We start from the raw sequence: 17034 nt of genomic DNA on the forward strand, positions 1-17034 counted from the left end.
CTCAAACCTCAGGGACGGCAGGCGCCGGGGCCGCAGCGCCCAGCAACTGGTGGTTCAATTGCGCAAATTCGCGGTCGATATCGATAAGCTTACGATTACACGACATGGCCATGGTTGCGTGGGTGTTCTTTTCGTTACCGGCTGCCGGGGCCAGCCAGACCCACAGGCGCCGGTCACGCACGTAGAGCATTCCGAAAATGCCGACGATCAGGAAAAAGCAGCCCAGGTAGACCACCTTCTTGCCCGGGGCGCGGGCCACCTGGAACACGCTGGCCTGCACCTGCTGGAAGTCGTCGAGCATGAAGGCTGCCGTGGCCGGGTAGTACTGCGCGTCGCTCAGGGCGAACACCGACTGGGCCATGAAGCGCTGGGTTTCCTGGCTGGGCGACAGGGGCGGCAGCTGGGCCTGGGCGCGGGTGTGCTGGGCCAGTTCGTAGAGCGTGCCGTTCAGGATGCGCAGCAGCACCTCGCTGGCGCGTTCGCGTTCGGCCTCGGGGACGCTCTCTTCCAGGTACTTGCCCAGGGCCTGCAGGCCGCCGTCCGGCGTGCGGCCCGTGCCGGCGTACAGGGTGGCAATGCGCAGGGCCGAGTCGGCCAACGCCTGGCGCAGATCGGTGCGGTCGGTGGGCGCGGCGTTGTTGGCGTAGCTGCGCACGGCCGCTTCGCGCTGGGCCGGGTCTTGCAGGGCCAGACGCAGGCGCATGAAGGTATTCATCGTGCCTTCGGGGTCGGCCGGCACGCGCAGGTAGCGGAACGGCTGGGCCTCCGAATCGCGCACGCCCAGCAGGAAGACCGGGGCGCCCTCGTCCATTTCGACCGGCAGCATGTAGTTCTGGTATTCCCGTGCCTGACCGGCGCTGTCGCGCAGCTTGTAGCCGATGCTCGGGCCGATGTTGCGCAGCTTCTTTTCGGTGCTGGTCTTGTGGCCAGCGCCCATGCGGGCATCCAGCGCACTGCGCAGATCGACTTTGCGCACATCGACGGCGGCATCCTCGGTATTGCTGAAGTTCTCGACGTTGATGGTGCGCAGCTGGGTCAGTTCCAGCGTCATCGGGCCGCCCTCCAGGTTCGGCAGCGGGGTGCTTTCGCCAACGATGCTGGCCAGTTCAAACGGTTTTTCGGTGGCGGTGAAGGGGGTCGCCCGGAGTTTGACTTTGGAGCCGCCGTCGTCAAAGCTGGACTGGTAGATTTCGACCCCCCGGTGGCGGGCCGGGTGGTTCACCTCGATGCGCTTGGGAATGGCCTCGCCCGTTTCGTAGTCGTGAATGACCACTTCGCTGGCAAACAGCTTGGGCATGCCGGTGTCGTAGTACTCGACGATGAATTTCTTCAGTTCGATGGCAAACGGCAGCGGTTGCAGCAGCACGCCGTCCGACTGGTTCAGGATGGCGGTATCCGCCTGCGTGCCTTCGGCCACAGGCAGGTTGCCCCGGAAGGTGGGGTTGGTCACGGACAGGCGGTGCTGGTCGATCACGTCGGAGATGCGCCCGACGCCGCTGTAGGGCGTTTTGCCGCCCAGCCACATCTGGGCCCGTACCACCAGATCGCCATCGAGCAGGCCGCCCAGGCAGATCAGCACGATGGCGGTGTGCGCGGCGATGTAGCCGAGCTTGTTGGCGGCGCCTTTCTTGGCCGCGACCATGAAGCCCTGGCCATCCTTGGTCGTGCGTTCCTGCACCTTCACGCGCCAGCCCAATTGCACCAGGCCCTGGCCGATGCGCTGGGCGGCGGCCTGGCTCGGCTCCGGCAGATCGGCCCGGGCCTTGAGGCTGAAGGATTGCAGGCTTTTTTCCCGGATGTCTTCCTTGAAGTTGCGCAGGTCGGCCAGGTATTTCGGCGTATGCCGCGTCAGGCACAGGCTGGTGCTGATGACCAGGAAGGCCAGGATCAGCAAAAACCACCAGGCGCTGTAGACCGCGTTGAGCTTCAGCGCCAGAAACAGTTGCGACCAGAAGGGGTCGAACTGATTGACGTAGTTGTTGACCGGCTCATGCTGCTGGATCACCGTACCGATCACCGACGCAATGCAGATGACGGTGAGCAGCGCAATGGCAAAGCGCATGGAAGACAGCAGCTCCAGCAAACTGCGCAGGCGCTGGCGAACGTGGGAGTCGGACATGTGGGATGAGGAGACGCTACAAAAAACGGGCGGTGCCCCCATCTGGGTAGGCACCGCCCGCATTGGAATCAATGGTGGTCAAAAGTTCCCCCGGGTGGCGGGATACTTGCCGCGCTGATCGGCAGCGATCAGTGCAGGCCGGCGATGTATTCGGCCAGGGCCTTGATTTCCTTGTCGTTGAGCTTGGCGGCCACATCCATCATCTGCTGGTTGTTGGCGCGGGTGCCGTCACGGAAGATGCTCAGCTGCTTGACCACGTACTGGGCGTGCTGGCCGGACAGGCGCGGGTATTGCGCGGGGATGCCAGCGCCATTGGGGCTGTGACAGCTGGCACAGGCGGCGATGTTGCGATCCTGGATGCCGCCACGGTAGATGCGTTCGCCCAGGGCGATCAGGTCTTTGTCGGTGGCGGCGCCGGGGTCGGCTTTTTGCTGGGCCAGCCAGGCGCTGACGTTGACCATGTCCTCATCGGAGAGCATCGCCGCCATGCCCTGCATGATGGGGTCGGCGCGTTTGCCGTTCTTGAACTCGATGAGTTGCTTGACCATGTATTCCGGGTGCTGCTGGGCCAGGACGGGATTGTCCGGCAGCACGGATTTACCGGCTTCGCCGTGGCAGGCGATGCACACGCCTTGGTAGCTTTCCTGGCCCTTGGCCAAGTCTGCAGCAGAGGCGGAGAAAGCGGGTGCTGCCACAACGGCAGCTGTCAGCAGGGAGGCAAGCAACTTCATAGTAAATGGTCTGGTTATGTCGGCAAAAACGGGCAGATTCTACAATGAGGCTCCTGGATATTCCTATTTCCCTATGACTGCAAACCCCCTAGCCTTTGCCGCCGGTCAAAGTTTCGTGCCGGTAGACCCCAAGACAGCGATGGGCTGGATGCATACCGCGCGGTTTTTCACCACTGCGGCGCAATTACAACAATTACCCCCGGTGAGCGTGCCGGAAATCGCTTTCGTGGGCCGCTCCAACGCCGGCAAATCCACCTCGATCAACACGCTCACGCAGCAAAAGCAGCTGGCCTTTGCTTCCAAGAAGCCGGGGCGCACGCAGCACATCAATCTGTTTTCCCTGGGCAAGCAGGGCGTGACCGATGCGGTGCTGGCCGACCTGCCCGGCTATGGCTACGCCGCCGTCTCGCGCAGCGACAAGGAGCGCTGGCAGCGTGTGATGCTGAACTACCTGATGCAGCGCGAGAGCCTGTCCGCCGTGGTGCTGCTGTGCGACCCGCGCCTGGGCCTGACCGAGCTGGACGAGGCGCTGTTGAACGCCCTGCGCCCCCGGGTGGAGCAGGGGCTGAAGTTTCTGGTGCTGCTGACCAAGGCCGACAAGCTGACCCGCGCGGAGCAGGCCAAGGCCTTGTCCATCATGCGGCTGAATGCCGGGGGGGGCGAGGTGCGCCTGTTCTCGGCCCTGAAAAAACAGGGCGTGGACGAAGTGGCGCAACTGCTGTGGCACTGGTGCCATCCGCAGCCTGCCGATGCGGTGCCTGAAACGGTGGAAATCGTCCCTTCGGGAGATGAATAATCAAATAAATAGCTGCTTGCGCTGATATATATTGGATTTCGGATAGTTTTATATCTGAAAACCAGTGTGTATCAGCGGTAACAGCTATTTATAAAGAGAATCCTGCCCCTCGGGCCGCGTTTTGAAGCGTTTGTGTACCCAGTAATACTGCGCGGGCATGGTGCGGATGGCGGCTTCCAGTTCGCGGTTCATGCGGGCGGTGTCGGCCACGTGGTCGTCGGTGGGGAAGTGGTCCCATGCGGGGCCGAGTTCGGCCACATAGCCCTGGGGCGTGATGCGGCTGTACAGGGCCACGACCTTGGCCTTGCCCAGCCGGGCAAAGCGCGACAGCGAGGGGATGGTGGCGGCATCCGGCACGGCGAAAAACGGCACGAAGACCGAATCGCTCGGGCCGTAGTCCATGTCCGGCAGCAGGTACAGCAGGCCGCCTTTGCGCAGGCACTGGATGATGGGCTTGACGCCATCGGCGCGGTTGAGCATCCGCACGTTGCCAAAGCGCTGGCGCCCGGCCATGAACCAGGCGTCCAGCACCGGGTCGGGATTGGTGGCGAAGATGGAGGTGAATTCGCGCTGCGTGTTCAGCGGCAGCGCCAGGCCGCCGGCGTCCATGCTGTAGAAGTGCGGGGCAAAGACGATGGTGGGTGTGTCGCCGTCCAGTTCGTGCAGGGCGCCGGTGAGCTGCACGCGGCGGCGCACCAGGGCCTCGCTGCCGAACCACAGCCAGCTGCGGTCGATGAAGGTCTGGCAGAAGGCGACGAAGCTTTGCTGCGCCCAGGCTGTGCGCTGGGCAGCGGGCACGTCGGGAAAGCACAATTCCAGATTGCGCAGCGCAATCCTGCGCCGGGGCGCGGCCAGCACGAACAGCAGGCGGCCCACGGCCCAGCCGATGCCGCGCAGCACGGGCAGCGGCAGCTTGGCCAGGACGTGCATCAGGGCCAGGCCCAGGCGGCTTGCGTTCATGGCGCATCTCCCGAAGAGGCGGCGGCCGACGCATCCTGGCGCGGCTGCTTGTAGCGGCCATAGCCCCACAGGTATTGCTGCGGGCACTGGCGGATGAGGTGTTCCATGGCCTGGTTCAGGTGCAGCACGGCGGCGTCCATCTCCTGCGGCAGCGGGCCGGGCAGGTTCTCGAAATACAGCTCGAAGCCCCGGCCCCAGGGCAGGCGCTCGCACCGCGCCAGCACCACGGTGGCGCCGGTTTGCAGCGCCAGGCGGGCGGCCAGCGTCATGGTGTAGGCCGGCTGGCCGAAGAAGGGCGCCCACTGGCCCTGGCCGTCGGGCGGCACCTGGTCGGGCAGTAGGCCCACGGCCTGGCCCTTGCGCAGGGCCTTGATCATCTGGCGCACGCCCGAGAGGGTGGTGGGCACGGCCTCGATGCCGCTGCGGTTGCGGGCTGTCAGCATCATCTCGGCCAGCCAGGGCTGCTTGGCCGGGCGGTAGAGGATGGTGATGGGGCCGTGCGCCCGCGACCACTGCGCCGCCGCGCCCTGCACCGACAGCTCGAAGCAGCCCAGGTGCGGCGTCAGGAACACGATGCCCTTGCCGCGTGCCCAGGCGGCTTCGACCGCCTCGGCGCCGTGGATGGCATTGACCGGCGTGTCTTTGAGCCACAGGCGCGGCAGCTCGGTCACCATGCGCCCGGCATGGCCGATGGCGCTGCTGATCTCGTCGAAGGCATAGCCCGCCTGGGCGCTGTTGGCGGCAAAGCGGCGCCGGTAGGTGGGCGAGAGCAGCCAGGCCAGCCAGCCCAGCACGGCACCGATGCCGTGCGCCAGCCCCAAAGGCAATACAGAGAAAAAGCGAAACAGGGTGTGCATTAGAATGGCCGCCGTCGCTGAGTTAACAGAGCAACTTGCAGAGCGACGGTAAATAAAACTGCTAAAGCGTTCGCCAAGCTTTCCGGCCCGGGCAACGCGATTGCCAAAGCATAGGAGTTTATTCAATGGCGAACGACTTTCTCTTTACCTCGGAATCCGTCTCCGAAGGCCATCCCGACAAAGTAGCCGACCAGATCTCGGATGCCATCCTGGATGCCATCCTGGCGCAAGACCCCGTCTCGCGCGTGGCCGCCGAGACGCTGACCAATACCGGTCTGGTCGTGCTGGCGGGCGAGATCACCACCAACGCGCACGTCGATTACATCCAGGTGGCCCGCGACACCATCCAGCGCATCGGCTACGACAACACCGATTACGGCATCGACTACAAAGGCTGCGCCGTGCTGGTGGCCTACGACAAGCAGAGCAACGACATCGCCCAGGGCGTCGATCACGCCAGCGACGACCACCTGAACACCGGCGCGGGCGACCAGGGCCTGATGTTCGGCTACGCCTGCGACGAAACCGACACGCTGATGCCCGCGCCCATCTACTACGCGCACCGCCTGGTCGAGCGCCAGGCGCAACTGCGCAAGGATGGCCGCCTGCCCTTCCTGCGCCCGGACGCCAAATCGCAAGTCACCATGCGTTATCGTGAAGGCAAGCCGCACAGCATCGACACCGTGGTGCTGTCCACCCAGCACAGCCCTGACCAGAGCGAAACCGCCGCCAAGATGAAGGCCAGCTTCACCGAGGCCGTGATCGAGGAAATCATCAAGCCCGTGCTGCCCAGCGAGTGGCTGCAAGACACCAAATACCTCATCAACCCCACCGGCCGCTTCGTCGTCGGCGGCCCGCAGGGTGATTGCGGCCTGACCGGACGCAAGATCATCGTCGACACCTACGGCGGTGCCTGCCCGCACGGCGGCGGTGCGTTCAGCGGCAAAGACCCGACCAAGGTCGATCGCTCCGCCGCCTACGCTGCCCGTTACGTGGCGAAAAACGTGGTGGCTGCCGGCCTGGCCCGCCAGTGCCAGGTGCAGGTGGCCTACGCCATCGGCGTGGCACGGCCCATGAACGTCACCGTCTACACCGAAGGCACGGGCGTGATTCCCGATGAGCAGATCGCCCAACTGGTGCAGGAGCATTTCGACCTGCGGCCCAAGGGCATCATCCAGATGCTCGACCTGCTGCGCCCCATCTACGCCAAGACCGCCGCCTATGGCCACTTTGGCCGCGAGGAGCCGGAATTTACGTGGGAGCGGACAGACAAGGCGGCTGTGCTGCGGGCAGCGGCCGGGTTGTAAGCCACCACGCCTTCACCCGCGCAGGCATAGCCATGAATCTGTCTGATTTACGGCTTGTCGATCAGATTTATGCCGCCGCGCAAGACCCGGCCCTGCTGTTGCCTGCGTGCAAGGCCGTCGCTCTGCGTTGCGGTGGCTTTGCCGCACACCACCTGACCGTGGATATCCTGCACGCCAACGTACTCGATACCCAGATCAGCGACGGCACTCTGGCAGGCGCAGAGGCCGACTATGTGAACTATTTCGTTCATATCGACCCACGCATTCCCTTCTATGTCAGCGGCAGCCTTGGCGAATGGCGCAGCGACCAATTCCACTTTGATGAACGCTATGTCCAGCGCTCGGAAATCTACAACGATTTCCTGAGGCCGGTCGGGGCCAAGCGCATGAGCGTCTGCATGTTGCGATCCCAGGGTAGCGAACGCACGGTTCTCAGCATCGCGCGGGCGCATGACGCTGGCGACTTCCAGGATGCAGAACTTAAACGGCTGCAACTCTTTTCTTCCCATTTGGTTCGCGCTGCCGAGTTGCGCCAGCGCCTCAAGCAAGCCGACCTGGCCCAGCAGGCCGCCCAAGGTGCGCTGGAACGCCTGCCTTACGGCATTGTCTGGCTCGACGCTGGCAGTCGCATCGTCTGGATCAGTCCGTCCGCCGAATCCCTGCTTGCTGCCGCCGATGGCCTGGGCATCCAGGCTTCGCGCCTGCGTTGCGCCGACCCGCAGCTCGACCGCCAGTTATGCACAGCCGTCCAGCGTGCCACTCGCGCACTGCCAGGGCGCGAAGGCAGTTGGTTCCAGATACCGCGCCGCCGTCAGCCCACGCCCTGGCTGTTGTCCATACTCCCCGGCGCTCTGCCAAGTTCTGGCCGCGACGCGCCCCATGCCCTCGCCATCATTCAGGACGGCAACGGCCCTGCATTGCCGCATGTGCTTCAGTTGCAGCATTTCTACGGTCTGACGCCCGCAGAAGCACGTCTGGCCCTGGGCCTGCTGAACAATGACACGCTGGCCGAATACGCAGCACGCCAGCACCTGAGTCTGGCCACCGTCAAAACCCATTTGCGCAACCTCTTTGCCAAGACCGGCACACACAGGCAGGCCGAATTGCTGCGCCGCATCGCATTGCCTTTGGGCAGCCCCAAGCTGCCATAAATCGATCCATCTCATCCGATCGGATGATGCGCCGGCTTTTTGGATTGACTAGCATCCCATTGCATTAGCCAATCGGAGATAGCGCCATGAATACGTTCAATTTCAAAGCACCAATTTACTGGAGTGGAATGGCCGGAGTTTTGCTGCTGTCTGGTTGCTCATCCACTTTAACAGCCACAGATTATCTTGAACGTGCCGAGGCCGCTACGAGCTGCTCCAAGGCGATTGACTATTTCCAAACTGCGCTTATGCGTGCCGCGGTGGAAAAACCGCCCAATCTCAAGGACGTTGTACGTGCCGCTCAAGGTATTCAAACCCGTATGCCCTCATGTGAGGAAAACCCGGAAAGCAATCTGAGAGCCTTGGGATTCGCTGCCATCACCAGTTTCCAGGAGCTTGAGAAGGAACCTGCGCTGTTGCAGCTATATAGGGACTATGCCTTGGCCCACCCCGATGCACGGTTGAATCCCTATTCAATCAGGCAGGCAACCATCATCGCCGAGAAGGAAAAACTGCCCTTGGCCCAGGACTTGGCTCAACTCATGATAGAGCGCGGCATATGGAACTATGTGGATGCGGTAGAGGCCCAGGAGATTTTCTCTGGTCAACCACTTCCTACTCTGGAAGCACTTTTGCCGAAGATAAAAATCGCTACAGACCACGCAAGGCAGGCTACTCAATCCAATAATTATTATTGCGAATTTGATAATTGCAGGACATCCTCCACCTCCACTGGCTATGACTATGCCCAAGAGAGACGGCTACGAGGCCAATATCGGCGTGCATATGCGCAGTCGCTGGAGCAACAGGGTTTGGGACAAAGCACACGGGTACGCATCGCCTATGCCTTGGCAAACCAGGACGAAGCCGACGCAGTTGCCCACGAGCGCCAGCAGGCTGCCTACGCGCAGCAAACCATAAGCCCCGGCACCAGCAGCCAAAGCCGTTCCAATGGTGTGAATGCGGCCCTGATGGCACTTGGCACGATTGGCGCCGCAGCCGACCCCAAGAATGCAGCCGCATGGAGTGCGCTGGCCGGAGCTGCCGACACTACACCATCCATAAATTACAACGCAGCCAATGTTCAGCCTTTGCCGATCAGCGGGGACAATAAAAAGGTGGTTCCAGGGGTTAACCATTGTGTGAAACTTACACCTTCGCCTCATGGTGCAAAGTCATTAATTTTTAGAAACTCCTGCTCTTTTCCTGTGGAGGTTGCATATTGCTACCAGAGTACGCAAGGAGCCAGCCAAAATACCATCCGTCTCTGGGGTCTGAGGGTGTGTGGCAATGGAACAATGGGTGTCCAAATTGACGCAATGAAACATGTTTCAGCAGTCTATCCTGGCAATGGCTCTGCCGTGACATTCGTTGCCTGCCGTTTCAACCACGGTGCCAGTGGTTCAGTAATGAGTGAGCCGATATGGAAGGGCGCTTCTCTTTCTGTTGCATGTTACGAACCAGAAAAAGCTGCTCCTGAATCATCACGCACCCGTGGCGTGAGATAAGGAAAATAACCGGAAGACGAACTGAAAGGATGTTCGTATGAAAATCAGTCTGGAAACTGGAATGCTGATCGCCGTAGCGGCAGTCTTGCAAAGCTGAATAAATCGGCCATCAGGCAAGATGCCCGAGTCGGGTGACGGCAGTTATGTGGGTAAATTATTTTTGCAAGGAGTGGACATTCTGAGTGGGTATGTGGCGGTGTAGGTGGTCAGGAAAGCGAGTTGCGCAGCTTCAAGGCTATGCTCAAGCGCAACTTCACTCCTCTAACCATAGCTTCTACTGCTGATATATAGGGTGTTTCAGGTATAAACTGTCACCAATCCCTTGCACAACCAGCTAGAAGCTATTCTTTTGAGAGCAATTGCCATGACCCGTGTCCACACCGCTGTTTTAATTGGCCGTTTTCAACCCTTTCACAATGGGCATCTGGCTTTGCTGGAGCAGGCGCTGCAAGTGGCGCAGCAGGTCATTGTGGTACTGGGCAGTGCCCACCAGGCCCGCAGCCCGAAGAACCCCTGGGTGTGGGAGGAGCGGCGCAAGATGATTGACGATTGCCTGCCCACCCGCGTCAAAGGGCGGGTGCAGTTTGTGCCCATCCGCGATTACTACGATCTGCCGCGCTGGGTGGCCGAGGTACAGCGCTGGGTCGAGGCGCTGGTGCCTATTTCCGGTGCCAGCATCGGCTTGATCAGCCACGAAAAAGACGCCAGCAGCGTCTATTTGCGCCACTTCCCCAAATGGCAGGTCATCGAACTGCCACGCCAGGGCGAGGTCGATGCCACGCCGCTGCGTGACCAGTTCTGGAATCTGGACAACCAGCCGGCTGCCCAGGTGCAGGCTGCCCTGGCCGCAGCGCTGCCTGAACCCGTGCTGCAAATCCTGACGGCCTGGCGGGAAACCCCGGTCTACGCCGCCGTCCGCGAGGAAGCGCAGGCCCTGGCTGCGTACCGCGAGGCCTGGTCGTGTGCGGCCTTTGCGCCAGTGTTCGTCACCGTGGATACCCTGGTCGTCTGCGCCCAGCATGTGCTGCTGGTGCAGCGCGGCCACAGCCCGGGCAAGGGGCTGCTGGCGCTGCCCGGCGGTTTCGTCGAACAGCGCGACACGATCGAGGAATCGGCCCAGCGCGAATTGCAGGAAGAAACCGGCCTGACCCTGACGCCCGATGCCTGGCAAGCCGCCCTGCAAGGCGTGGAAATTTTCGACCACCCCGACCGCAGCCTGCGTGGGCGCACGATCACCCACGTCTACGTGCTGCACCTGCCGGGCGACACCCTGCCCGAAGTCAACGGCGGCGACGATGCGGCGGCGGCGGATTGGGTGCCCCTCAAAGAGCTGTGGGAGCTGGAGCCGCAGTTCTTCGAAGACCACTTCCACATTCTGCGCACCTGTTTCGAGCGCTTTGGCGGCGGGCCGCTGCCCAAGTTGCCGTAAATACGGTCTTACCCCAGCGTCGCGCAGTCGATCACGAAGCGGTATTTCACGTCGCCCTGCAGCATGCGCTCGTAGGCGGCGTTGATCTGCTCGGCGCGGATCAGTTCGATGTCGGCAGTGATGCCGTGCTGGGCGCAGAAGTCCAGCATCTCCTGCGTCTCTGAGATGCCGCCGATCAGCGAGCCGGCCAGGTTGCGGCGTTTCATGATCAGGTTGAACACGTTGGGCGAAGGGTGCGGCGTGGCGGGTGCGCCAACCAGCGCCATCGTGCCGTCGCGCCGCAGCAGCGCCAGAAAAGCATCCAGATCGTGCGGCGCTGCCACGGTGTTGAGGATGAAGTCAAAGCTCTTGGTGTGCGCTTTCATCTCCGCCCGGTTGCGCGAGACGACCACTTCATCCGCACCCAGCGCCAGCGCGGCCTGGCGCTTGCTGTCGGACGTGGTGAACGCCACCACCCGTGCGCCCAGAGCGTGCGCCAGCTTGATGCCCATATGCCCCAGTCCGCCAATGCCGACCACGCCCACCTTTTTGCCCGGCCCTGCGCCCCAGTGGCGCAGCGGCGACCAGGTGGTAATGCCCGCGCACAGCAGCGGTGCGACGGCGGCCAGTTGCTCTGCCGGGTGGCCGATGCGCAGCACATAGCGCTCATCCACCACGATGCGCTGCGAATAACCGCCCAGCGTGTGGCCAGGTGCATCTGCCGTGGGGCCGTTGTAGGTGCCGACCATGTGGTCGCAGTAGTTCTCCAGCCCATCGTCACACTCCGCGCAGTGCTGGCAGCTATCGACGATGCAGCCCACGCCGACCAGGTCGCCCGGCTGGTAGCGCGAAACATGCGCCCCTACTGCCGACACGCGCCCGACAATCTCGTGCCCCGGCACGCAGGGGAACAGCGTACCCGCCCATTCGGCTCGCACCTGGTGCAAGTCGGAGTGGCAGACGCCGCAAAAGGCAATGTCGATCTGCACGTCGTGCGCACCGGGTGCGCGGCGGGTGATGGCGATCGGTTCGAGCGGCAGGTCGCCCGCGTAGGCACCGTAGGCTTGGATGGTCATATGTGTTCTCTCCAGTGAATGGCTATGGATTATTGGCGGGCGTGGCAGGCAGCGGGCCGGTCGCCGTTGCCGTTGGCGTCCAGGACAATGACTTTCCTCATGGTATTACCAGGCGTAGGCCTGGGGTGCTTCGCCACCCGGGCCAGGCCAGATGGCGTCCAGCCTGGCGAGGGTTTCGCTGGACAGCTTCAGCTCCAGCGCTTGCAGGTTTTCCAGCAGTTGCTCGGCGGTGCGCGGCCCGCTGATGGCGGAGGTCACTGCCGGGTTGTGCAGCAGCCAGGCCAGCGCCACGAGCGCGGGCGGTTCGCCCAGTTCTGCGCACAGCGCCTCGTAGGCCTCCAGTTGCGGGCGCAGGGCTTCGATCCGCGCCTGCAAGGCCGGTGTGGCCCGGCGGCCTGCGCCGATTTTCTTCAGTACGCCACCCAGCAGGCCCATGCCAATGGGGCTCCAGGGCATCAGGCCGATACCGAAATGGCGCAGCGCCGGGATGACCTCCAGCTCGACGGTGCGTGCGGTCAGGTTGTAGAGGCTCTGCTCCGAGGCCAGCCCCAGCAGGTTGCGTGAGGCTGCCGTGCATTGCGCGGTGGCAATGTCCCAGCCGGCGAAGTTGCTGGAGCCGACGTAGGTGATCTTGCCCTCGCGGATGAGCTGCTCGAAGGCCTGCCAGATTTCTTCCCACGGCGTCGCGCGGTCGACGTGGTGCATCTGGTACAGGTCGATGTGGTCGGTCTTGAGGCGCCTGAGGCTGGCCTCGCAGGCGCGGCGGATGTGGTAGGCCGACAGGTATTTGTCGTTGGGGCCGGTTTCCATCGGCTGGTAGACCTTGGTGGCCAGCACGATCCTGTCGCGGCGGGACTTGTCCTGCGCCAGCCAGTTGCCGATGATCTCCTCGGACGTGCCGAAGCCCTTGGCCATATCCGGCGACTGCGGGCCGCCATAAACGTCGGCGGTGTCGAAGAGGTTGATACCGGCATCCAGCGCCGCATCCATGATCCTGAAGCTGCCTGCTTCGTCGGCCAGCTCGCCGAAGTTCATGGCGCCGAGTGCGATGCGGCTGACTTTGAGGCCGGTGCGGCCCAGGTGCGTGTAGTGCATGGCGATGTTTCTTTCAGGCGTCATACCGTGCGCACTGGCGAGCGGTCAGGATGGTGAGGGCGGCGCACAGCGCCAGCAGCGCGGCGCTGGCGATGAAGGTGGTGCGCCAGCCGCTGTGGTCGAACAGAATGCCGCCCACGGTGGAGCCCAGTGCGATGGACAACTGCACCACGGCGACGAACAGGCCGCCGCCCGCTTCGGCGTCCCTGGGGAACACCTTGGCAATCCAGGCCCACCAGCCCACGGGGGCCGAGGTGCCGGTCAGGCCCCACAGCGCCAGCAGCACCAGGACGATGGCAACGGAGCCGCCGAAGGCGATCAGGGCCAGGGCGGTGGCGGCCATCAGCAGCGGGATGACGATCAGCGTCTGGTAGAAGCCATGTTGCAGAACGCGGCCAATGAGTACCGTGCCGATGAAACCGGCGGCCCCCAGCACGAGCAGGAACAGCGAAATCGTCGTGCCATGCACGTTGGTGACGGTTTCCAGAAAGGGGCGCACATAGGTGAACAGCCCGAACTGCCCCATGAACAGCAGGCTGCTGGCCAACATGCCCACCGCGACACCGGGGTGCCTGAACAGGGTGAACACCTTGAACACGTTGCCCATGCCGGAGGGGCGTGCGGCGGCGGGCATCGAGGGCAGCGCCCGCCACTGCCAGGCCAGTGCGATCAGCGACATGGGCACCAGGCACAGGAAGGCGCCGCGCCAGCCGATGACGGTGCCCAGGTAGGCCCCCATCGGCGCGGCCACCACGGTTGCCAATGCGTTGCCGCCGTTGACGATGGCCAGCGCACGCGGCACGTCCTGCGTGGGCACCATGCGCATCGCCGTGGCGGCCGACATCGACCAGAAGCCACCGACAACCACGCCGATCAGCGCCCGGCCCAGCATGTAGATGGCGTAGTTCGGCGCCAGCGCAACGATGGCGCCGGAGATGCCCATCGCCAGCGTCAGGCCCAGCAGCAGGGTTTTGCGGTTCAGGCTCCCGGTCAGGGCCGAAATGAACAGGCTGGTGAGTACGGCAAATGCGCCCGAGATGGCGATGCCCTGGCCGGCCATGCCTTCGGTGACGCGCAGGTCGCCAGCGATGGAGGTCAGCAGACTGACGGGCAGAAATTCGGAGGCGATCAGCGCGAAGGCGCAGACCGACATGGCAAAGACACCGCTCCAGGCGGCGGGCTTTTCTTGGCGGGCGTCGATGGCGGTGGTGGTCATAGCGCCTTCTGGAAGAACACTGTCAGCCTGTCGAAGGGAATCTTGTCCATCTGGTCGTACAGATCGACGTGGTTCGCGCCCGGCACGATCAGCAGCTCCTTCGGCTCGGCGGCTGCCGCGTAGGCGGTTTCGCTGAAGTAGCGCGAGTGCGCCTTCTCGCCATGCACCAGCAGCATGGGGCGGGGCGAAATTTCCTGGATGTGGGTGAGGATGGGCAGGTTCATGAACGGCAGCGGCGTGGTCTGCGTCCAGGCGTTGCCGGAGTTGACAGCGCGTGCGTGGTAGCCGCGCGGCGTCATGTAGTAGTCGTGGTATTCGACCAGGAACGGCGCCTCGCCGCCCTTGAGCGTGTTGTAGGGCGGCTGGTAGGCGGGCTTGCCTGCCTCGGCATCCTTCCAGCGCTGACGGCTCAACTGCTCCAGCGTCTGCGCGCGCTGCTGCGACGTCATGCTGTCGTTGTAGCCCTGGGACATGACGCGCGTCATGTCGTACATGGTGCTGGCGACGACAGCCTTGATGCGCTTGTCCACCGCTGCTGCGGAAAGTGCCATGCCGCCCCAGCCGCAGATGCCAATGATGCCGATGCGCTCGCGATCCACGTTGGGCAGCAGGCCCAGGCAATCCACCGCCGCGCTGAAATCCTCGACGCTGATGTCCGGCGAGGCGACGTTGCGCGGCTCGCCGCTGCTCTCGCCGGTGTAGGACGGGTCGAACGCCAGCGTGACGAAGCCGCGCTCGGCCATGGTCTGCGCGTACAGGCCCGACGATTGCTCCTTCACCGCGCCGAACGGGCCGCTGACCGCGATGGCGGCCAGCTTGCCGCTGGCGTTCTGGGGCATATACAGGTCGCCGGCCAGGGTGATGTCGTAGCGATTCTTGAAGGTGATTTTCTGATGCCGCACCTTGTCGCTTTGCGCAAAAATCCTGTCCCACTGCGTCCCCAGCGGCGGCTGCGCCACGGCGCGGCCCGTGGCAGTGGCTGCGCCAGCCGTGCCAACCGTACCAGCGGCCAGGGCCGTAATGCCGCCGCCCACCATCTTCAACAGGTGGCGGCGGGTGTCTTCAATGTGTTCTTGCATGTCGGATGTCTTTCCTGGGTTTATTGAATTTGATAGCTTTTAGCGCTTGTTATGTATAGTTTTTCAATAGTTTTCTATCTGAAAAAATTATGAATAAAGCGATAAAAGCTATTCTTTTAATATTCTGATTTCAAGGTTCGACGCGCTCGATGCGCATCTTGTAGGGGCCGGGTTGGGACACGATGGCCAGGCCGTCATCGATCTTGCCCAGCGGCAGCAGGCTGCGCGAGAAGGAGCGCGGCTTGATGAAAATCGCCAGATTGCCCCAGGGGGCGTAGTGCGTCAGCTCGCCAGCCACCGGGGCCGTGCCCTCGGGTGCGCCCTGGGTGGACAGCTTGCGCGGCAGGTCGGACACGCGCTCGATGGTGTCGTAGTCGGTCATCGTCAGGGACAGCGGCAGCAGCGACGCGAAGTCCCGGGCGGTGGCGTTGTCGTACAGGGTGGCGGTGGCAACCTGCGCACCGACGATCAGGCGAATCTTCATCGTGAAATCCTTGGAAGGCGCAGGCGCAACACCCGCCGACGTTTGGGCAACCGCGTTGCCAGGGGCGCAAGCTGCCAACCCGACGCACGTGCCGGCCAGCAGCGCCAGCACGCCGCGCTGCCAAGGGGAAGTTGGGGTTGGCTTTTTCATGCCCGCTATCTTCCGGATGGCGGGGTGCTTTGACTAGCTAATGAATGCTTAAAAGCCTTATAAGATATGCTAATCAATGATGCTTCCAATGCGTGGGAGACTGGGCAGCATGGCCAGACGCAACCTCAACGACCTTCTGTATTTCGTCACCATCGCACGCGAAGGCAGCTTCACCCGTGCGGCGGCGCATCTGGGCGTGACGCAATCGGCACTGAGCCAGACCATCAACGGCCTGGAGGCGCGGCTGCAAATCCGGCTGCTGACCCGCACCACGCGCAGCGTCTCGCCCACGGCGGCGGGCGAGCGCTTGCTCAACGCCATCGGCCATCGCTTCGATGAGATCGAGGCGGAACTGGACGAACTGACCGAGCTGCGCGACAAGCCCGCAGGCACGGTGCGCATCACCTGTGGCGACCCGATCCTGCGCACCACGATTTTTCCGAAGCTCGTCCCATTGCTGCGAGAGTATCCGGACATCAAGATCGAGTTCGATGTGAACTACGGCTTCCGGGACATCGTGGCGGACCGCTTCGATGCAGGCGTGCGGCTGGGCGACACCATCGACAAGGACATGATCGCGGTGCCCATCGGGCCGCCGTTGCGCATGGCGATTGCCGCCTCGCCCGAGTACTTCCAGTCACACCCCATGCCCAGGCAACCCCACGACCTGCTGAACCACAACTGCATCAACATGCGGATGCAGAGCAGCGGCGGGATTTTTGTCTGGGAATTTCAGCGGCGCGGCAAGCAGCTCAACGTGCGCGTGGATGGGCAACTCATCTTCAACACCTCGCCCAACATCGTGGATGCCGCGCTGGCCGGGCTGGGGGTGGCAAGCCTTCCCGAAGAGGAATTTGCACCGCACATCGAGGAAGGCCGCCTGGTGCGCGTGCTGGAGGAGTGGTGCGAGCCGTTTTCCGGCTTTTTCCTGTATTACCCCAGCCGCAGGCAGCCGTCGCCAGCATTCGCGCTGGTGGTCGACGCGCTGCGCTACAGCGAGGGCCGTCCGGGCAAGGCACCAATCGGCACTCCCAGAAAAAAGGCCCGGCCGCAGAGGAAAGCTGCCGCGCAATGAGCCGGTCTCCAGAACGTAAACA

15 protein-coding genes are annotated in these 17034 nt (G+C 63.1%); 6 read left to right on the plus strand and 9 right to left on the minus strand.

Annotated features, from left to right (window positions below; translation table 11 throughout):
* Nucleotide 1: 1 nt before the first annotated feature.
* Nucleotides 2-2119: a cytochrome c biogenesis protein ResB gene (locus ACFO3A_RS06950; RefSeq protein WP_377725155.1), complete on the minus strand. Its 2118-nt coding sequence runs from the start codon at nucleotides 2117-2119 to the stop codon at nucleotides 2-4.
* Between the two features lie 128 nt (nucleotides 2120-2247).
* The gene (locus ACFO3A_RS06955; RefSeq protein ID WP_377725157.1) at nucleotides 2248-2850 is read right to left on the minus strand and encodes a c-type cytochrome; all 603 of its coding nucleotides are present in this window, start codon (nucleotides 2848-2850) and stop codon (nucleotides 2248-2250) included.
* Nucleotides 2851-2923: 73 nt separating this feature from the next.
* On the opposite strand from ACFO3A_RS06955, the gene yihA reads away from it, so the two are divergent.
* A complete protein-coding gene (gene yihA / locus ACFO3A_RS06960) occupies nucleotides 2924-3646 on the plus strand; it encodes a ribosome biogenesis GTP-binding protein YihA/YsxC (RefSeq protein WP_377725159.1) in 723 nt (240 codons plus the stop codon).
* A gap of 84 nt (nucleotides 3647-3730) precedes the next feature.
* On the opposite strand, the gene ACFO3A_RS06965 is transcribed toward yihA, so the two are convergent.
* Together ACFO3A_RS06965 and ACFO3A_RS06970 are read right to left on the minus strand one after the other, a co-directional pair.
* Nucleotides 3731-4606, minus strand: a complete 876-nt coding sequence (locus tag ACFO3A_RS06965) for a lysophospholipid acyltransferase family protein (RefSeq protein ID WP_377725161.1) — start codon at nucleotides 4604-4606, stop codon at nucleotides 3731-3733.
* Nucleotides 4603-5463, minus strand: a complete 861-nt coding sequence (locus ACFO3A_RS06970; protein ID WP_377725163.1) for a lysophospholipid acyltransferase family protein — start codon at nucleotides 5461-5463, stop codon at nucleotides 4603-4605. Before ACFO3A_RS06970 ends, ACFO3A_RS06965 begins: the two co-directional genes overlap by 4 nt.
* 125 nt (nucleotides 5464-5588) lie before the next feature.
* On the opposite strand from ACFO3A_RS06970, the gene metK reads away from it, so the two are divergent.
* The 4 genes from metK (at nucleotide 5589) to ACFO3A_RS06990 (ending at nucleotide 10858) form a co-directional block, all read left to right on the plus strand.
* Nucleotides 5589-6770: a methionine adenosyltransferase gene (gene metK / locus ACFO3A_RS06975; protein ID WP_377725164.1), complete on the plus strand. Its 1182-nt coding sequence runs from the start codon at nucleotides 5589-5591 to the stop codon at nucleotides 6768-6770.
* A 32-nt stretch (nucleotides 6771-6802) separates the two neighbouring features.
* Nucleotides 6803-7921 carry a helix-turn-helix transcriptional regulator gene (locus tag ACFO3A_RS06980; protein WP_377725166.1) on the plus strand — a complete coding sequence of 373 codons (1119 nt, stop codon included), beginning with the start codon at nucleotides 6803-6805 and terminating at the stop codon, nucleotides 7919-7921.
* 86 nt (nucleotides 7922-8007) lie between these two features.
* Entirely contained in the window at nucleotides 8008-9429 is a 1422-nt protein-coding gene (locus ACFO3A_RS06985; RefSeq protein ID WP_377725168.1) for a hypothetical protein, read from the plus strand.
* 364 nt (nucleotides 9430-9793) lie between these two features.
* Nucleotides 9794-10858, plus strand: a complete 1065-nt coding sequence (locus ACFO3A_RS06990; RefSeq protein ID WP_377725169.1) for a bifunctional nicotinamide-nucleotide adenylyltransferase/Nudix hydroxylase — start codon at nucleotides 9794-9796, stop codon at nucleotides 10856-10858.
* Between the two features lie 8 nt (nucleotides 10859-10866).
* On the opposite strand, the gene ACFO3A_RS06995 is transcribed toward ACFO3A_RS06990, so the two are convergent.
* From ACFO3A_RS06995 to ACFO3A_RS07015, 5 genes are all read right to left on the minus strand, one after another.
* Complete coding sequence (locus tag ACFO3A_RS06995; RefSeq protein WP_377725171.1) at nucleotides 10867-11913, minus strand: NAD(P)-dependent alcohol dehydrogenase; 1047 nt, start codon at nucleotides 11911-11913, stop codon at nucleotides 10867-10869.
* A gap of 105 nt (nucleotides 11914-12018) precedes the next feature.
* On the minus strand, nucleotides 12019-13008 hold the full coding sequence (locus ACFO3A_RS07000) for an aldo/keto reductase (protein WP_377725173.1): 990 nt from the start codon (nucleotides 13006-13008) through the stop codon (nucleotides 12019-12021).
* 13 nt (nucleotides 13009-13021) lie between these two features.
* Nucleotides 13022-14224: an MFS transporter gene (locus ACFO3A_RS07005; RefSeq protein ID WP_377725175.1), complete on the minus strand. Its 1203-nt coding sequence runs from the start codon at nucleotides 14222-14224 to the stop codon at nucleotides 13022-13024.
* The gene (locus ACFO3A_RS07010; RefSeq protein ID WP_377725178.1) at nucleotides 14221-15303 is read right to left on the minus strand and encodes an alpha/beta hydrolase; all 1083 of its coding nucleotides are present in this window, start codon (nucleotides 15301-15303) and stop codon (nucleotides 14221-14223) included. The genes ACFO3A_RS07005 and ACFO3A_RS07010 overlap by 4 nt, the downstream gene beginning before the upstream one ends.
* A 130-nt stretch (nucleotides 15304-15433) precedes the next feature.
* On the minus strand, nucleotides 15434-15937 hold the full coding sequence (locus ACFO3A_RS07015) for a cyclophilin-like fold protein (RefSeq protein WP_377725180.1): 504 nt from the start codon (nucleotides 15935-15937) through the stop codon (nucleotides 15434-15436).
* Nucleotides 15938-16046: 109 nt separating this feature from the next.
* Here ACFO3A_RS07015 and ACFO3A_RS07020 point away from each other — a divergent pair, with 109 nt between their 5' ends.
* Nucleotides 16047-17012 (plus strand): LysR family transcriptional regulator, encoded by a 966-nt coding sequence (locus ACFO3A_RS07020; RefSeq protein WP_377725182.1) that lies wholly within the window; start codon nucleotides 16047-16049, stop codon nucleotides 17010-17012.
* Nucleotides 17013-17034 lie beyond the last annotated feature (22 nt).

The sequence above is a fragment of the Comamonas nitrativorans genome, assembly GCF_042654765.1.
Taxonomy (GTDB): Bacteria; Pseudomonadota; Gammaproteobacteria; order Burkholderiales; family Burkholderiaceae_C; genus Comamonas; species Comamonas nitrativorans.

Bases quoted from the DNA above. Each gene is read 5' to 3' on its own strand.
- ACFO3A_RS07020 (WP_377725182.1), top strand. From the start codon at position 16,047: ATGGCCAGACGCAACCTCAACGACCTTCTGTATTTCGTCACCATCGCA.
- ACFO3A_RS07000 (WP_377725173.1), bottom strand. From the start codon at position 13,008: ATGCACTACACGCACCTGGGCCGCACCGGCCTCAAAGTCAGCCGCATC.
- yihA (WP_377725159.1), top strand. From the start codon at position 2,924: ATGACTGCAAACCCCCTAGCCTTTGCCGCCGGTCAAAGTTTCGTGCCG.
- ACFO3A_RS06985 (WP_377725168.1), top strand. From the start codon at position 8,008: ATGAATACGTTCAATTTCAAAGCACCAATTTACTGGAGTGGAATGGCC.
- ACFO3A_RS06970 (WP_377725163.1), bottom strand. From the start codon at position 5,463: ATGCACACCCTGTTTCGCTTTTTCTCTGTATTGCCTTTGGGGCTGGCG.
- ACFO3A_RS06955 (WP_377725157.1), bottom strand. From the start codon at position 2,850: ATGAAGTTGCTTGCCTCCCTGCTGACAGCTGCCGTTGTGGCAGCACCC.
- metK (WP_377725164.1), top strand. From the start codon at position 5,589: ATGGCGAACGACTTTCTCTTTACCTCGGAATCCGTCTCCGAAGGCCAT.
- ACFO3A_RS06965 (WP_377725161.1), bottom strand. From the start codon at position 4,606: ATGAACGCAAGCCGCCTGGGCCTGGCCCTGATGCACGTCCTGGCCAAG.
- ACFO3A_RS06990 (WP_377725169.1), top strand. From the start codon at position 9,794: ATGACCCGTGTCCACACCGCTGTTTTAATTGGCCGTTTTCAACCCTTT.
- ACFO3A_RS07015 (WP_377725180.1), bottom strand. From the start codon at position 15,937: ATGAAAAAGCCAACCCCAACTTCCCCTTGGCAGCGCGGCGTGCTGGCG.
- ACFO3A_RS06980 (WP_377725166.1), top strand. From the start codon at position 6,803: ATGAATCTGTCTGATTTACGGCTTGTCGATCAGATTTATGCCGCCGCG.
- ACFO3A_RS06950 (WP_377725155.1), bottom strand. From the start codon at position 2,119: ATGTCCGACTCCCACGTTCGCCAGCGCCTGCGCAGTTTGCTGGAGCTG.
- ACFO3A_RS07005 (WP_377725175.1), bottom strand. From the start codon at position 14,224: ATGACCACCACCGCCATCGACGCCCGCCAAGAAAAGCCCGCCGCCTGG.
- ACFO3A_RS06995 (WP_377725171.1), bottom strand. From the start codon at position 11,913: ATGACCATCCAAGCCTACGGTGCCTACGCGGGCGACCTGCCGCTCGAA.
- ACFO3A_RS07010 (WP_377725178.1), bottom strand. From the start codon at position 15,303: ATGCAAGAACACATTGAAGACACCCGCCGCCACCTGTTGAAGATGGTG.